This is a genomic window from Dyadobacter sediminis (assembly GCF_005860765.1).
GTDB lineage: Bacteria > Bacteroidota > Bacteroidia > Cytophagales > Spirosomataceae > Dyadobacter > Dyadobacter sediminis.
Map to the genome: position 1 here is coordinate 1142454 of NZ_VCEI01000021.1, position 14707 is coordinate 1157160.

13 protein-coding genes are annotated in these 14707 nt (G+C 44.6%); 7 read left to right on the forward strand and 6 right to left on the reverse strand.

Annotated elements, in window-relative coordinates; genetic code table 11:
* Positions 1–10 precede the first annotated feature (10 nt).
* On the forward strand, positions 11–1147 hold the full coding sequence (gene lepB / locus FEM55_RS11985) for a signal peptidase I (RefSeq protein WP_138281549.1): 1137 nt from the start codon (positions 11–13) through the stop codon (positions 1145–1147).
* Positions 1148–1294: 147 nt separating this feature from the next.
* Positions 1295–2473, forward strand: coding sequence for a signal peptidase I (gene lepB, locus FEM55_RS11990; protein WP_138281550.1), 1179 nt, complete (start codon positions 1295–1297; stop codon positions 2471–2473).
* Between the two features lie 16 nt (positions 2474–2489).
* Here lepB (FEM55_RS11990) and FEM55_RS11995 read toward each other — a convergent pair whose 3' ends face one another.
* Positions 2490–4313, reverse strand: a complete 1824-nt coding sequence (locus tag FEM55_RS11995; RefSeq protein ID WP_138281551.1) for an alpha-amylase family glycosyl hydrolase — start codon at positions 4311–4313, stop codon at positions 2490–2492.
* Between the two features lie 120 nt (positions 4314–4433).
* On the opposite strand from FEM55_RS11995, the gene dprA reads away from it, so the two are divergent.
* Positions 4434–5558 (forward strand): DNA-processing protein DprA, encoded by a 1125-nt coding sequence (gene dprA / locus FEM55_RS12000; protein ID WP_138281552.1) that lies wholly within the window; start codon positions 4434–4436, stop codon positions 5556–5558.
* A 4-nt stretch (positions 5559–5562) separates the two neighbouring features.
* Complete coding sequence (locus tag FEM55_RS12005) at positions 5563–6192, forward strand: AlbA family DNA-binding domain-containing protein (protein ID WP_138281553.1); 630 nt, start codon at positions 5563–5565, stop codon at positions 6190–6192.
* Positions 6193–6244: 52 nt separating this feature from the next.
* Here FEM55_RS12005 and FEM55_RS12010 read toward each other — a convergent pair whose 3' ends face one another.
* Positions 6245–6676 carry an FKBP-type peptidyl-prolyl cis-trans isomerase gene (locus FEM55_RS12010; RefSeq protein ID WP_138281554.1) on the reverse strand — a complete coding sequence of 144 codons (432 nt, stop codon included), beginning with the start codon at positions 6674–6676 and terminating at the stop codon, positions 6245–6247.
* A 73-nt stretch (positions 6677–6749) separates the two neighbouring features.
* Positions 6750–8225, reverse strand: coding sequence for a proline--tRNA ligase (proS, locus tag FEM55_RS12015; protein ID WP_138281555.1), 1476 nt, complete (start codon positions 8223–8225; stop codon positions 6750–6752).
* Positions 8226–8408: 183 nt separating this feature from the next.
* On the opposite strand from proS, the gene FEM55_RS12020 reads away from it, so the two are divergent.
* Both FEM55_RS12020 and FEM55_RS12025 read left to right on the forward strand, forming a co-directional pair.
* Positions 8409–9737 (forward strand): hypothetical protein, encoded by a 1329-nt coding sequence (locus FEM55_RS12020; protein ID WP_138281556.1) that lies wholly within the window; start codon positions 8409–8411, stop codon positions 9735–9737.
* 113 nt (positions 9738–9850) lie between these two features.
* A complete protein-coding gene (locus FEM55_RS12025; RefSeq protein ID WP_138281557.1) occupies positions 9851–11404 on the forward strand; it encodes a hypothetical protein in 1554 nt (517 codons plus the stop codon).
* Between the two features lie 133 nt (positions 11405–11537).
* On the opposite strand, the gene FEM55_RS12030 is transcribed toward FEM55_RS12025, so the two are convergent.
* The 3 genes from FEM55_RS12030 to FEM55_RS12040 are packed head-to-tail and all read right to left on the reverse strand — an operon-like array spanning position 11538 to position 13757.
* On the reverse strand, positions 11538–12041 hold the full coding sequence (locus tag FEM55_RS12030) for a shikimate kinase (RefSeq protein ID WP_138281558.1): 504 nt from the start codon (positions 12039–12041) through the stop codon (positions 11538–11540).
* A gap of 36 nt (positions 12042–12077) precedes the next feature.
* Positions 12078–13169: a BT_3928 family protein gene (locus FEM55_RS12035; protein WP_138281559.1), complete on the reverse strand. Its 1092-nt coding sequence runs from the start codon at positions 13167–13169 to the stop codon at positions 12078–12080.
* A 42-nt stretch (positions 13170–13211) separates the two neighbouring features.
* Positions 13212–13757 (reverse strand): DUF1599 domain-containing protein, encoded by a 546-nt coding sequence (locus FEM55_RS12040; protein WP_138281560.1) that lies wholly within the window; start codon positions 13755–13757, stop codon positions 13212–13214.
* An 84-nt stretch (positions 13758–13841) separates the two neighbouring features.
* Here FEM55_RS12040 and folP point away from each other — a divergent pair, with 84 nt between their 5' ends.
* Positions 13842–14693: a dihydropteroate synthase gene (gene folP, locus FEM55_RS12045; RefSeq protein WP_138281693.1), complete on the forward strand. Its 852-nt coding sequence runs from the start codon at positions 13842–13844 to the stop codon at positions 14691–14693.
* The last annotated feature ends 14 nt before the right edge of the window (positions 14694–14707 follow it).

Consider the following 14707-nt stretch of genomic DNA (forward strand, 5'->3'; position numbering starts at 1 on the left):
AACTTATAGCATGGCTATCCATAAAGAAATTACCTCCAGTACGGTGCATACCCATAAAAAGAAGTCGCCCATCCGTGAATGGTTTGATTCCGTACTTTTTGCCGTTGTGGCTGCAACCCTTATCCGCTGGCTTTTTTTTGAAGCATTTACGATTCCTACGCCTTCCATGGAGAACAGTCTGCTCGTTGGGGATTTTTTGTTCGTAAGTAAATTGCATTACGGAACACGTACGCCGAAAACACCGCTTCAGGTCCCGCTGACGCATCAGACAATCTGGGGAACCAACATTCCGTCTTATACCGATGCGGTTCAGTTGCCGCAATACCGTTTGCCGGGATTCAGTGAAGTAAAGCGCGGAGACGTGGTGGTGTTCAATTATCCGCCTGAACTTCAGCACCCGGTTGACCTGAAAACCAATTACATCAAACGCTGCATGGGACTTCCCGGAGACAAGGTGGAAGTAAGGGACCTGCAGGTTTATGCCAATGGAACCGCGGTTGAAAATCCGGTCCGAATGGAAAACGAGTATTTTGTTGCTACTTCAACTGCGGTCAATGAGGTTAAGGTGTTCAAGGAAAACGGAATTTCCGAATACAGCCCTTATACGGAAAGCTTTAATGATACGATTGCATCCAATGATCAGATGGGTTATCTGGTTTTTACAACAGTCGAAATCGCAGCAAAGCTGAAGAACTATGATTTTGTAAAAGGAATCACGCTTGTAAAATCCCCGAAGGAAATCAGCGAGCCAATGCTTTATCCGAATTCTTCCCTGTTCAAATGGAACCGCGACAATTACGGTCCGGTAACAGTTCCCAAAAAAGGAATGACCGTTCAGATGACTCCTGAAAATCTGGCATTATACGGTCCGGTTATCAAAAATTATGAAGGAAACGAAAATATAGTACTGGAAGAAAAATCGGTGAAAGTGAACGGTACAGCAATCAGCAGCTATACTTTCAAGCAGGATTATTATTTTATGATGGGCGATAACCGTCACAATTCTGCGGATTCGCGTTATTGGGGTTTTGTTCCAATGGATCATATTGTCGGAAAAGCCGTATTTGTCTGGATGTCCATCGATCCGAGCCCGACCGGATTTTTTAACAAAATCAGATGGAACCGGATTTTCCGGGTTATTAACTGATTTTTTCAAGACCATTTTAAAAGTAAAAAGGGAATGCAGCAACGCATTCCCTTTTTTACTTTTCAATATATATAAATAAATAATATATAAAAATTTACTATTTATAAATATTGATGTAATATTGCAGGTAAACAAAAAGCAACCGCAATGGCCGTTACCGAAATTGCCCCGAAACAGCAAAAACAGAATAAAGGCAAATCTGCCTTTCGTGAATGGATTGATTCTGTTTTGTTCGCCGTCATTGCTGCAGCTGTTATCCGCTGGCTGTTTTTCAGTGCCTTTGTAATTCCAACACCTTCCATGGAAAATACATTGCTGGTCGGGGATTATCTGTTTGTAAGCAAGCTGCATTACGGCACTACTACGCCGGTTACGCCTTTGCAGATGCCGCTTACGCATCAGTACATTTGGGGAACTGCGATTCCTTCGTATCTGGAATGGATCAAATTGCCTCAATACCGCTTGCCGGGATTCACAGATGTAAAACGCGGTGATGTAGTTGTATTTAACCTGCCTGTTGAGCATCCGGAAACGTACAGCAAATACAGCAATGTGCTGCCCGACCTTCATCCGCATCCCGTGGATCTCCGTTCCAATTATATCAAAAGGTGCGTAGCGCAGGCTGGTGATACGCTGGAAATCCGGAACGGTCAGGTTTATATCAATGGTGAAGCGCAACCCGTTCCGTTTCGCATGCAGAACGAATACTTTATGTCAACGACAACTGCTGTTCATGAAGAAAATGTATTTCGTAAAAACGGTATTACCGATTTTACACCGTTTACGGAAACGTTCAATGACAGTACCGATTCCAATGATGAATCCGGTTATATCGTGAAAACGACGCCTGCTCTTGCCCAGAAGCTGAAAACGTACGATTTTGTAAAAAGAGTGGAGCCTTTGTATTTAAGCAAAGGTTTAAAGGAGCCTTTTCTTTTTCCGGCAACAAATCTGACAAACTGGAACAAGGATAATTACGGCCCGCTGATTATTCCGAAAGAAAACGGTACCGTTGTACTCAATGATTTAAATACGGCATTTTACGCGGATGTTATCCGGTATTATGAAGGAAATGAACATGTAACCCTGAAAGAAGGCAAGCTTCTTTTGAATGGAAAGCCTTTGAGCCAGTATACGTTTAAACAGGATTATTACTTCATGATGGGCGATAACCGGCACAATTCAGCGGATTCGCGTTACTGGGGATTTGTGCCCAAAGATCATATTGTAGGTAAAGCAGTATTTGTATGGATGTCAATTGATCCTGACCCAACGAACTTTTTTAACAAGATTCGTTGGGAAAGGTTATTCAGAGTAATCAAATAGCTCCGTTCGGCTTCGTTTATTCTTCCTGAGAATAAATTAGTGCGGTGTACGGTGGAATATGCAGCGAAGCATAACAAGGCAGTTCGTCAAAAGATCCGTCCATGGTTTCTACGTCAAATACGCCAATATTGGAGAATTCAGGATCGTACTGCGCATTGTCGCTGTTTAATCTCAGATTCCATTTACCGGCTCTCGGGAAACCTACTTTATAGTCAGAAAAAGTTTCAATGGAAAAATTAAGGACAACCACTACGCTGTCTTTTGGCCCGCCCTGATCCCAACGGTGCATCACAATTATTTTTTTATCGTTATCAACCCGGATCAATTGCACGTTCTGGCCCTGAAGACCTTTTGTAACGCCAAACCAGTTTCTTCTCAAGTGGATCATATCGCGGTGCAGTGCAGCGAATCCGCTGAACTTTTCCAGTCTTGACCAATCGATCGGGTCACTGTCGGAAAACCATTTGTCTTCGAGCAGTGGCTGCCCCTGAAAAATCATGGGAATGCCCGGTGAAGTCAAAACCAGTGCCACGCCAAGTGCGGCTCTCTTTTTTGAATACCAGTTATTTACATCACCGTCTGCGATTTCTTCTGCAACCCGCGCTTGTCCGTTCGCAACCTCGTCGTGTGATTCGGTGTAAATGATGCGCTGAAAGGAATCTGTATTGAACCGGTCTGCAATCGTTTCTGCTACGCTGAACATATTTCTGTCCTGATCATTGGCTGTAATAATGGCATCTCTGACCGTATGTACAAATTCCGCATCCCATTGCGAGCCATAACCCATCCCGCCATTTTCAGGAGAATTGGTGATGAAATCCAACGAATGCATGTCTTCTGCAATCGTTATGCAATTCGGGCAACTTTCACGGATGTCTTTATTGATCCATTGTATAAGTGAAATGCCTTCCTGAATATCATTGCCCGGATTGCCGTCTGCTTTTACATTCCGGATATAAGGTACCATATCCATGCGTAGCCCGTTAACACGGTATTCTTTCAGCCACATCATGGCGTTGTCATGAATGTACTGTCTTACTTCGCCGCGGCCGTAATCGGGACGTGTGTTTCCCCATGGTGTTTCCGAACGCCAGTCGTTGTAGAAGTAAATGCCGCCGCCATCGTTTTCCTGCCATCCGTCAAACTGCCACAGATCCAGATCGGACGGGCCGAAATGGTTATAGACAACATCCAGGATAACGGAAAGCCCGGCTTCATGGGCAGCCTGAACAAAAGCTTTCAGCCCGTCAGGGCCGCCGTAGTCGGATTCTATGGCAAACGGGTTTGCGGGGTTATATCCCCATGACCGAGATCCCGGAAACTCAGAACAGGGCATTAATTCAACAGCATTGAAGCCCATATCTTTCAGGTAAGGGATCTTTTCAATAGCCGTATAAAACGTCCCGACCTGATCTTTTTCCTTTACGTTAAAAGTACCTACGTGCAGTTCATAAACGACAAGTTCATGCCAGCCGGGCATTTGAAAACCGGTTTCTTTCCAGTCAAAGGAAGCATGATTATATACGATGCAATTTCCGGAAGAATTGGTCATTTTCAATGCATAAGGATCGTTTCTCATGAAATCACCATATGGTGTTTTCAAGGCAAACTTATACTCGTCACCTTCTTTTGAATTAGCTACCAAAGCGCCCCACATACCATTTTCTTCTTTTTCAAGCGGGTTTTTCTGATCATCCCAGTCGTTAAAAGTACCAACTACTGAAACGCTTTCTGCATGCGGTGCCCATACCCGGTAATAAACTCCTTCCGGATAGCAGGTTGCTCCCATTCCTTCAAATCGTTGAATGGTTTCCGTTTCTTCAGTTTGTAAATTTTCCATTTCCCTTGGGGATATTTGTTATTTTTGAGGTTAAACTATTACGTATATTGGCAAAATACATGCCAGTTCGTATACTTATACGTTTGGTTGGAAGCAATGAGGATCACAACACACTATAATATGTCGGAACTTACTGAAAACGAAAAGATATGTACACTTGCCCTGATTCATACGCCGGGAATCGGTTCCGTGACGATCAGGCAGCTTATCGGATACTGCGGAAGCGCTTCGGAAGTTTTTAAGTCGGAATACAAAAAGCTGATCAGAATCCCGGGCATTGGTGAAAAAGTAGCAAGGGCTATTCTCACCAAAAACTGTCTGAGCATGGCGGAAGAGGAATACCGCAAGTGCAGCGAATCCGGAACCGGACTTCATTTTTTTACAGACAAATCTTTTCCGGCCAGACTGAAACCGTTGTACGATGCCCCGATTGTACTTTATTCCCGTGGTAATTTCGATTTCAATGCAGCCAGAACAGTCGGAATTGTTGGAACAAGGCAAATCAGCGAGTACGGCAAAGCCACTGCTGAAATCATTATCAAGGAACTTCAGCCTTACTTTCCCATGGTCGTAAGCGGACTTGCATACGGAGTGGACATCACTGCGCATCGGGCTTGTCTAAAGCATCATATTCCCACAATAGGCGTTATGGCAAGCGGCCTTGATGTAGTGTATCCTTCCTCGCACCAGCGTACGGCTGCAGAAATGATGGAACACGGCGGGCTTGTCACGGAGAATGCGCTGGATACCAAACCGGATTTTATGAGATTTCCTGCACGTAACCGAATTATTGCGGGGTTAAGTGATGTTATTATTGTAGTTGAATCGGCAAAGAAAGGCGGAAGTCTGATTACGGTGGAATTTGCGCAAAATTATCACAGAGATGTTTATGCAGTTCCGGGAATGATCGGCAATGCGCAGTCGGAGGGTTGCAATGCCCTGATCCGCGATCACAAGGCTTCCATTTTTACTTCCGTTTCGGATATGGCCTATGCCATGGGCTGGCATGAAATGGAAACAGATGAAGGTGCAGCCGAAAAGGTTCAGCTGCAAGCCAGTTTTGACGGATTTACGCAGGAGGAAGGACAAATTCTTGCGCTTTTGAAACAAAATGGTACCATACAGATCGATGAACTGTCGTGGCAGTCGGGAATGCACCTTAACAGGCTGGCTACGCTGTTGCTGAATCTGGAATTTCAGGGAATGGTCCGGTCCATGCCGGGCAAAAAATACGGGTTGATATAAATGCATGATTAAAGACATCGTTCAAACAATAAAACAGGGAGAAGGGCTAACAACCGAGTTTAAGAAAACCATTGACAGCCCGTTTAAAATAGCCAAGACCATTGTATCTTTTGCCAATACATCAGGAGGTACCCTGATCGTAGGCGTATCGGACAATGGCACCATTTCGGGCGTCGCGTCGGAACTGAAAGAGCTGCAAAAGCTGGAAAAGGCAACTGCCGAACTGATCGAACCGGCCATAATGATCAGTATAGAAACGGTTAGCCTGGACGGCAGAAAAATACTGGTTATTGATGTAAATGAAAGTCATGACAAGCCGCATTATGCCAGAAATGAAAAGCGAGAAAGGATTATCTACATCCGGGTCAAAGACAAAAGCATGCCGATTCCGCGATTGCTGCTGTACGGCGAAAGCGATGAAGATACCACAAAGCTGCTTGCTTCGCGGCATGTGAAAACACTGGTGACTTACTTGAAAGAAACGGATTCGATTACGGCCAAGGTCTTTTCCAGAATCATTAATATTTCGGAAAAAAGAGCAGAGAAAATGCTGCACGATCTTGCCGCCAGACAGATTTTATTAAAAATTTCTCCTAAGAAGCCCGAAACTTTCAGTCTCAAATGGGCAGAATAAAAAAGGCGTTTGACATCCTTGTCAAACGCCTTTTCATTACAAAAACTGCTGTTTATTTAATTCCTACCAATTCCAGTTCAAAGATAAGATCCTGTCCTGCAAGCGGATGGTTTGCATCCAGCACGACTGTATCTTCCGTTACTTCGCGGATGATGACCGGAATAACCTGGCCGTTTCCTTCCTGATGCATGTTCAGTGTACTGCCAATTTCCAGAGGGATTTCAGCAGGAATCTGTTTTCTGTCAAAATGAATTATCATATCTTCATTTACAGGGCCGTATGCTTCGGCATTCGGTATATGGATCGTTTTTTTATCGCCAATTTCCATACCTGTAACTCCGTCATCAAATCCTTTGATCACCTGACCGCTTCCAAGCTGAAAATCCAGAGGATCGCGTCCTTCTGATGAATCAAAAAGTTGTCCGTCCGGCAAAGTCCCTTTGTAATGGACCTGCACATTATCACCTGCTTTCGCCTGCTTCATTGTATTAAAACTTAATGGTTAGAAAATTGTCCTGCTCCGGAATTTTGCAGAACCTTGTACCGGTTGTCTAAAATTAATATGCCCGCGCAAAAACCACTCTTCCGGATGAAGGCTTTCCGGAATAAATGCAGACACCTTCTTCCTGTTCCTGGTTCAGCGGAATGCAGCGGATCGTTGCTTTGGTTTCTTCCTTGATTTTTTCTTCGGTTTCGGAAGTGCCGTCCCAATGCGCCAGAATAAAGCCGCCTTTGGTATCCAGCAGCTGGTTGAATTCTTCAAACGTGTCTACACGTGTCGTGTTCTCCTCTCTGAATGCAAGGGCTTTGTTGTATATGGCTTCCTGAATATTGTCGAGAAGCAAACTGATGTAGCCGGCGATTCCTTCCAGCTGTACGGTTTCTTTTGTTTTGGTATCTCTTCTGGCTACTTCAATGGTGCCGTTTTCCAAATCGCGTGCGCCCATCGCAAGGCGTACCGGAACCCCTTTCAATTCATACTCGGCAAATTTGTAACCGGGTTTATAAGCATCGCTGTTATCGTATTTCACGCTGATACCCAGTTTTTTAAGCTCTTTTACAATTTCGCCTACTTTTGCAGAAATGAGTTCCAGCTGTTCGTCATTCTTGTAAATCGGCACGATCACCACCTGAATCGGTGCGAGTTTAGGCGGCAACACAAGTCCGCTGTCATCCGAATGCGCCATAATCAGTGCGCCCATAAGCCGGGTACTTACGCCCCAGGAAGTTCCCCAGACATATTCCAGCTTGCCGTCTTTATCCTGAAATTTCACATCAAAGGCATTGGCAAAATTCTGTCCGAGAAAATGTGAAGTTCCGGCCTGCAATGCTTTTCCATCCTGCATCAATGCTTCAATACAGTACGTGTCCACAGCGCCGGCAAACCGTTCGTTCGGTGATTTTACACCCTTAATTACCGGCACGGCCATCCATTCTTCTGCAAACTGCGCGTATACATCCAGCATTTGTCTGGTTTCGGCAATGGCCTCCGCCGAAGTAGCATGCGCCGTATGGCCTTCCTGCCACAAAAACTCTGCAGTACGCAGAAACAGACGCGTCCGCATTTCCCAGCGAACCACATTCGCCCATTGGTTGATCAGCAGCGGCAAATCCCGGTATGACTGGATCCAGTTCTTGTACGTACTCCATATCACCGTTTCAGAAGTCGGCCTGACGATCAGTTCTTCTTCTAGCTTGGCTTCCGGATCCACAATAACGCCTTTTCCGTTCGGATCATTTTTTAACCTGTAATGGGTAACGACAGCACATTCCTTGGCGAATCCTTCCACATGTGAGGCTTCTTTACTCAGGTATGACTTGGGTATGAACAAAGGAAAATAAGCGTTGGTATGCCCGGTTTCCTTAAACATGTCATCCAGTGCCCGCTGCATTTTTTCCCAGATCGAATAGCCGTACGGTTTGATCACCATGCAGCCTCGGACGGGAGAGTTCTCGGCCAGATCGGCTCTTTTTACTAATTCATTGTACCATTCGGAGTAATTTTCACTTCGGGTTGGTAAGGCTTTACTCATTCGTAGGATTATTTTGTAAATGAAAAGGAGTATATCGTTATATCGGAACCTCAAATTCTTGAAGTAGCAAAGATAGTTTTTTATGTTAAATTTGGAATTAATGTATTATAGTGCACGTTTACTTAGTACTTGGAATAAAAATTTTAATTATATTAGCATCAAACTTTTTAATCCTTTAAAGCCATGACGATGTTCAATAAAGCAAAATATTTTTCTTTGCTGGTGTTGCTGGGAGCTTGGGGATGTACAACGACTCAAAATGTATCACGTTCAGGCGGGTATGATCCACTTTACGGTGGAAATCCCGGTTCCGGATTAGTGTCCAGAGACCGCAGTGCAGATCAAGAAATTTCCCGCAGTGACAATCCGGATTATACTTACACTGGAGACGAAGAAGCTACAGGTACCAGCGATTATTATGATGATTCTTACCTGTCTTCCCGTTCTGTAAAACGGAATGTTTCCAATGATGTTGGTTACAATGCCGGTTTTGTAGACGGCTATAATCAGGCAAATTCTTTTGCAAATCCTTACAGCTACGGCGGCTTGGGTTCTTACTGGCCTGGAAGCGGAATGAACTTCGGACTTCAGTTCGGTCTTGGAAGCATGTTCAGAATGCGTCCTTATATGGGATTTGGCATGAGTCCGATGATGGGCTATTCACCATGGGGCTACGGCAGCATGATGGGCATGGGTTACGGCGGAATGATGGGTTACGGAAGTATGCTGGGATACGGTTATGATCCTTTCGGATATAATTCATTTGGTTATAGTCCCTGGGGCTATAACAGCATGTACGGTTATGGAATGTATGACAGTTATTATGGCGGTTACGGTTATAATCCATGGGCTTACAGCCGTCCGGTTGTAGTAGTAAACAACAATTACGAAAGACAGGGTCTTGCAAGAACTTCCGGACCGAGAATTGCTTCCGGCAACAGTTCCAGAAACCGTGACAGCTATAACTCGAATTTTGTAAACTCGTCCAGATCAAGATCCAATTCCACTCCTGTAACTGAAGGCCGTGCCGGCCGCAGAGCAGCAAATGCCATATCTGCAAACGACACGTATTCTTCACCAAGGTCTTCGAGATCTTACGGAAGAAACAGTTTGTCTGATGCAAACGGAAGAACAAGCGGAACTTCTTCTTACAGTTCGAGAGGTGAAAACCAGGGCAATAATGTTTATTATTCACGTCCGCGTTCAACTAATGCAAGCAGTTATTCTTCGGATGGCGTAACTTCCGGCAGCTATGCAAGTCCGCGTTCGTCAAGAGGAGCAAGCTCATACAGCTCGCCATCGTACAATTCTCCTTCAAGAAGCCAGTCTGATTATTCGGCACCTGCACGTAGTTACTCAACTCCTAGCAGCAGAGGTTCTGAATCGTACAGCGCACCGAGCCGTTCATACAGTGCACCAAGTTATAGTGCGCCATCCAGAAGTTACAGCGCGCCATCTGGCGGCGGTGGCGGCGGCGGAGCAACCCGTTCTTCTTCAAGAGGTCCGAGATAATCACTCTGATTTTGTTGATCAGGCATAGAATTATTATTAAAACCCTGCAAAGTCTTGCAGGGTTTTTCGTTTATTAAATGTTGAATTCAAAGGTTAGCGAACATTATATATCCATGACAAAACAATCTATATGGGCGGTAGTTTGTGCCCTGTGTGCTTCTTCATCCGTATTCGGACAATATGCATCGGATGCTTTGAGATATTCTGAAAGTAATCTGACAGGATCGGCCCGGTTTCAGGCACTTGGAGGAAATCATGCCGCCCTGGGTGGCGATCCCAGTGTAATACACGGCAATCCTGCTGGACTGGGTTTTTATAACAGATCTGAATTGACTGTCAGTCCGGCAGTGACAAGTATTAATAACAATACCCGTTACATTGATGATTCCCGGTCATCCGGTAAAAGTAATTTCAACGTTGCACAGGCTTCGCTTGTCATTGCCAGCCAGCCCGGTTTTCAAAGAAAGTGGAAAGGTTCATCGCTGGGAATATCCTTTTCACGTCAACAGACTTTTCAGGATAAATACAATTTTTCAGGATTGAATAACCGGAGTGCTTATCTTGATCAGGTTGTGGAAAACGTAAATGCAGACGGCACAACAGTTTCGCAGCTTGAAACGGATTTCGAAAGCGATCCGGCCAAAGGCGGCCCGGTTGCTTATTCCTTGCCATCAGCTTATTACCAAATGTATTTGATCAATCCTACAAGTACAACAGGACCACCTTATGCCCCGCTGAATAATAACAACAGTGCTGCAGATCAGTTTGGAACGTACAGTGCGACGGGTGCGAACACACAATGGAATATTGCCTATGCCGGAAATTACAATGACAAGTTTTACATCGGTGCTACGCTTGGGTTCAGCCGTCTGCGGTACAAGTACACGCGGACTTTTCAGGACAATTATACAGACAGCCCGGAACTTGTTTTCACGCAGCAGGATGAAAATCTTACGGTTACAGGAAACGGCATTAATGTAGCGCTTGGAGTGATTTACAAGTTTAATCCGTTTGTTCAGATCGGCGGTGTGCTGACAAGTCCGACATTTACTTCGATCAAGGAAACTTTCAATCAGAATGTCAGTGCGCAATATGTTGATAACAAGGTTACAGGACCGGACGGAGATCTGATCACACCGCCCTATACGAGCCTGCCGATCGCACCCAATGATTTTGTATATTCGCTGACAAGCCCGTTCCGAGGAAATTTCGGAGCTACTTTCTTTTTTCAGGACAAAGGTTTTATTACCGGTTCTGTGGAGTATGTCGGTTATGCCGGAATGGGCGCCAATACCAATTACCTTAGCAGCACAAGCAACGAGGCATTCAAAAATGAAACAAAAGCTGAAATTAAAGATACATACAGAAATACGGCAAATTTCCGGATTGGCGGTGAATACCGCATGAATATTTTCCGGGCGAGGGCAGGAGTTGCTTACCTAGGTGACCCTTATTCAAGAACCGATGGTTTGAACAGACAAAAACTGTTGTTTTCAGCCGGAGCAGGTGTAAGAGGAAGCCGGTTTTTTGCAGATCTTACCGGAACGTTTTTGACCTACAAAACGGCATTTACCCCTTATACGCTTGCCAGTGCGCAGGACTATTCTTCTGTGGAAATTACAAACAAGCCGGTCAATGTAATGCTTACAATCGGAACTACTTTCTGATAAAAATCGCTTTTCCGGATTTATCTATAACCTGAAAAAATGCCTCGGCTGTTACGGCGAGGCATTTTTTATATAAATCTGAACGGTAAAAAGTACGATTCCATGTTCTCAGAATTGCTGCAAGCGCCATTGTTTACAGCAAAGGCTTTAAAACTTCCAGCAAATGACTGACGTCAATTTCACCTTTTAATGTAAGGTCAGCTTGTGAGTAATAGGGAAATCGTTCCTGTATTTTACTGGTTAATGCATCTTCCAGCGAAGCCGCTCCCGACAGAACCGGGCGGTCATCTTTGCCGTGGTTTTCAATTCTTTTTACAAGATCTGCAGCCGGAACGTCCAGAAAAATACTGATTCCGAGCGAACGGATGTAGTCCATGTTATCGTAAAAGCAAGGCGTTCCGCCGCCGGAAGCCAGGACAATTTTGCTTTCAGGCATTATTTCCTTTAAAATCCTTGATTCCGTTTCCCGGAAATAAGTTTCGCCTTTTTGCCTGAATAGGGATGGAATGTCGGTTTGCTGATCTTTTTCGATCAGTTTGTCAAGATCCACAAACTTGTAGTTCAGCGCACGCGCCAGTTTTTTACCCAGAGTTGATTTGCCGGAAGACATCATTCCGACGAGTACTATATTTTTCATAATATGGTGCGCCGTTTCAGCAAGCAGCCTTTCCGTTTATTTAACCAGTTCGATCACTTCTTCCGCAGTCGGCGTATCATTGTAATGCCATTTGCCTTTGACAGTGCCGTTGTCCAGCAGCCATAAGCCGGGGTTGGACCTTGAAATTGTTTTTAAAACCGTAGCATCTACATAATAATAAGGCACGTTAAGCTGGTGCCCGGAAAGGAACCGTACAATTTCTTCACTGTTTCCCGAAGTCAGGATAATCGGTTCGACACCCTGCGTTTTAACCTGATTGATAAGCTTGTTGATTTCAGGCAAAGCAGCCGTATTGATATCGTTCAGACTTTTGATGATCAGGAAAAGTTTTTTTCCCTTGAAAGTCTCTTCTGTAAAATCTCCCGCGTCATTCCAGACTTTGTAATCTGTGATTTTCGGCTTTGCATCTTCGTTCAGCACAACCATTTCCTTGAAAACCATCGTTGTGTCACTCGGATATTTTTCAAATTCATATTTTTTTCCTCCTTTATCAAATATATAAAGGTAACGCAGCGGCTCTGAAGGTTTCAGCTGGGCCGGAATGTTGGCGCCTACGCGATACGGCAAAAGGTCCAAAACGGGCAAATGACGCAGTACATACACGGCAAGCCCGAGCGAAGCAATCGTCGAAATCACGATAATGATTCCTGTCGGCAAAGGCTTGAATTTTTTGCGGTAGTAAACGATCACAAGGATCAGGGCGAGTAAAAACAAATCTTTTCCGAAAGATGTCCACGGCGTCAGTTTGATCGCGGCACCAAAGCAGCCGCAGTCTGTAACTTTGTTGAAATAAGCCGAATAGAATGTCAGGAAGGTGAAAAACACAATGATGATCAGCAGTAGCCATGAAATGGTCCGCGGCTTGTAGCGGACGAGTAATGCAATGCCGAGCACAACTTCTGCCGTACATAAAAATACAGAGAGATAAAGTGCAAGCGGAACCAGCGCCATGAAGAAATCGTGCAGAAAAGGCATATCCACGGCAAAAACTTCAAAGTACTCTTCAAGCTTGTACTGTGTTCCGATCGGATCGTTCAATTTTATCAAACCTGAAAAAATAAACAGCAGGCCAACGACGATACGGGAAATCTGGGCAAGGATTTTCATTTTTTATAATGCTATTAGAAATGCTTTAACACAAAACGCTGGTCAGTTTGTTTGCAATGCATTGGATTTGATCAGGCAAAAAACCGAGTAATTGATAATATCCTGATAACCCGCCTTTACACCTTCAGAAACCAGCGTTAACCCCTGATTATCCTCGATTTGTTTGATCCTCAGCAATTTCATCAGAATTATGTCCGTCATGGAACTGACGCGCATATCGCGCCAAGCCTCGCCGTAATCATGATTTTTGTTGAAAAGCAGTTCCTTTACTTCATTGACCTGCATAGTATAAAGATTGGCCAGATCCGAATCCTGAATATCCTGTCCCGTTTCTGAAGAAGCAATCTGAATTAGTGCCATAACGCAGTAATTAATAATGCCGACGAACTCGGAAGAAACGTCTTCATTCACTTTCTGTACGCCTTTTTCCTGAATAGTCCGGATTCTCTGCGCCTTGATGAAAATCTGGTCTGTAAGCGACGGAATACGCAGAATACGCCATGATGTTCCGTAATCTCTGTTCTTTTTTGTAAAAAGCGCTTGGCAATACTGAATGATTTCCTGATATTCCGATTCTGTGGATTTCACTGCTTTGAATTAGTTAATGGCTTTACGGCGGGGAACCCGAAATGAATTCATAATCATTCCCTTGCCGGTTTCAGTTAAAAAATGATGATGCAAGTTAGCAAAAAAACGCTCAACATCCGGGGCAGACTGATGGAACTGTCAACTCCGGTTGTAATGGGCATACTCAATATAACGCCGGATTCTTTTTACGCCGGAAGCCGCATCAGCTCCGTTGACGAGCTGGTGGACAAGGCCGGACAAATGCAGAAAGAAGGCGCGGGCATTATAGATGTCGGCGGATATTCCACACGTCCCGGGGCAAAGGAAATTGATCCGGAAGAAGAAGCAGACCGCGTGGAATCCGCGATTGAGCCGTTAACTAAATATTTTCCTGAACTGATCCTTTCCGTAGATACCTTCCGATCTTCAGTAGCCGGCCGGGCCGTACAGAAAGGCGCGCATATGATCAATGACGTTTCCGGCGGAATTCTGGACGACAGCATGTTCGATGTGGCCGCTGCGCTGAAAGTTCCTTACATTCTGATGCATATGCGCGGTACGCCGCAGACGATGAACCAATTGACAAACTATAATCAGCTGATTCCGGACATTCTGAAAGATCTGAAGGAAAAAGCGGATGTGCTCAGGCAGAAAGGTGTTGCCGATATCATCATTGATCCGGGTTTCGGATTTGCCAAAACCATTGCTCAGAATTTCGAACTGATGAAAAACCTCCGTGCCTTCCACTTGCTGGATTATCCGCTGCTTGTCGGGATTTCGAGGAAAACCACTATTTACAAAACTTTGAATATAACGGCTGAAGAAGCGTTAAATGGAACAACCGTACTCAACACGCTGGCATTGCAGCAAGGTGCCTCAATTATTCGCGTGCATGACGTAAAACAGGCGGCAGAAGTTGTAAAACTATGGATTGCCGCTGGTAACAGTATGAATTAAATAGTAATTTAGTC

Coding starts and splice junctions, on each gene's coding strand:
- lepB (WP_138281549.1), top strand. CDS start 11: ATGGCTATCCATAAAGAAATTACCTCCAGTACGGTGCATACCCATAAA.
- lepB (WP_138281550.1), top strand. CDS start 1,295: ATGGCCGTTACCGAAATTGCCCCGAAACAGCAAAAACAGAATAAAGGC.
- FEM55_RS11995 (WP_138281551.1), bottom strand. CDS start 4,313: ATGGAAAATTTACAAACTGAAGAAACGGAAACCATTCAACGATTTGAA.
- dprA (WP_138281552.1), top strand. CDS start 4,434: ATGTCGGAACTTACTGAAAACGAAAAGATATGTACACTTGCCCTGATT.
- FEM55_RS12005 (WP_138281553.1), top strand. CDS start 5,563: ATGATTAAAGACATCGTTCAAACAATAAAACAGGGAGAAGGGCTAACA.
- FEM55_RS12010 (WP_138281554.1), bottom strand. CDS start 6,676: ATGAAGCAGGCGAAAGCAGGTGATAATGTGCAGGTCCATTACAAAGGG.
- proS (WP_138281555.1), bottom strand. CDS start 8,225: ATGAGTAAAGCCTTACCAACCCGAAGTGAAAATTACTCCGAATGGTAC.
- FEM55_RS12020 (WP_138281556.1), top strand. CDS start 8,409: ATGACGATGTTCAATAAAGCAAAATATTTTTCTTTGCTGGTGTTGCTG.
- FEM55_RS12025 (WP_138281557.1), top strand. CDS start 9,851: ATGACAAAACAATCTATATGGGCGGTAGTTTGTGCCCTGTGTGCTTCT.
- FEM55_RS12030 (WP_138281558.1), bottom strand. CDS start 12,041: ATGAAAAATATAGTACTCGTCGGAATGATGTCTTCCGGCAAATCAACT.
- FEM55_RS12035 (WP_138281559.1), bottom strand. CDS start 13,169: ATGAAAATCCTTGCCCAGATTTCCCGTATCGTCGTTGGCCTGCTGTTT.
- folP (WP_138281693.1), top strand. CDS start 13,842: ATGATGCAAGTTAGCAAAAAAACGCTCAACATCCGGGGCAGACTGATG.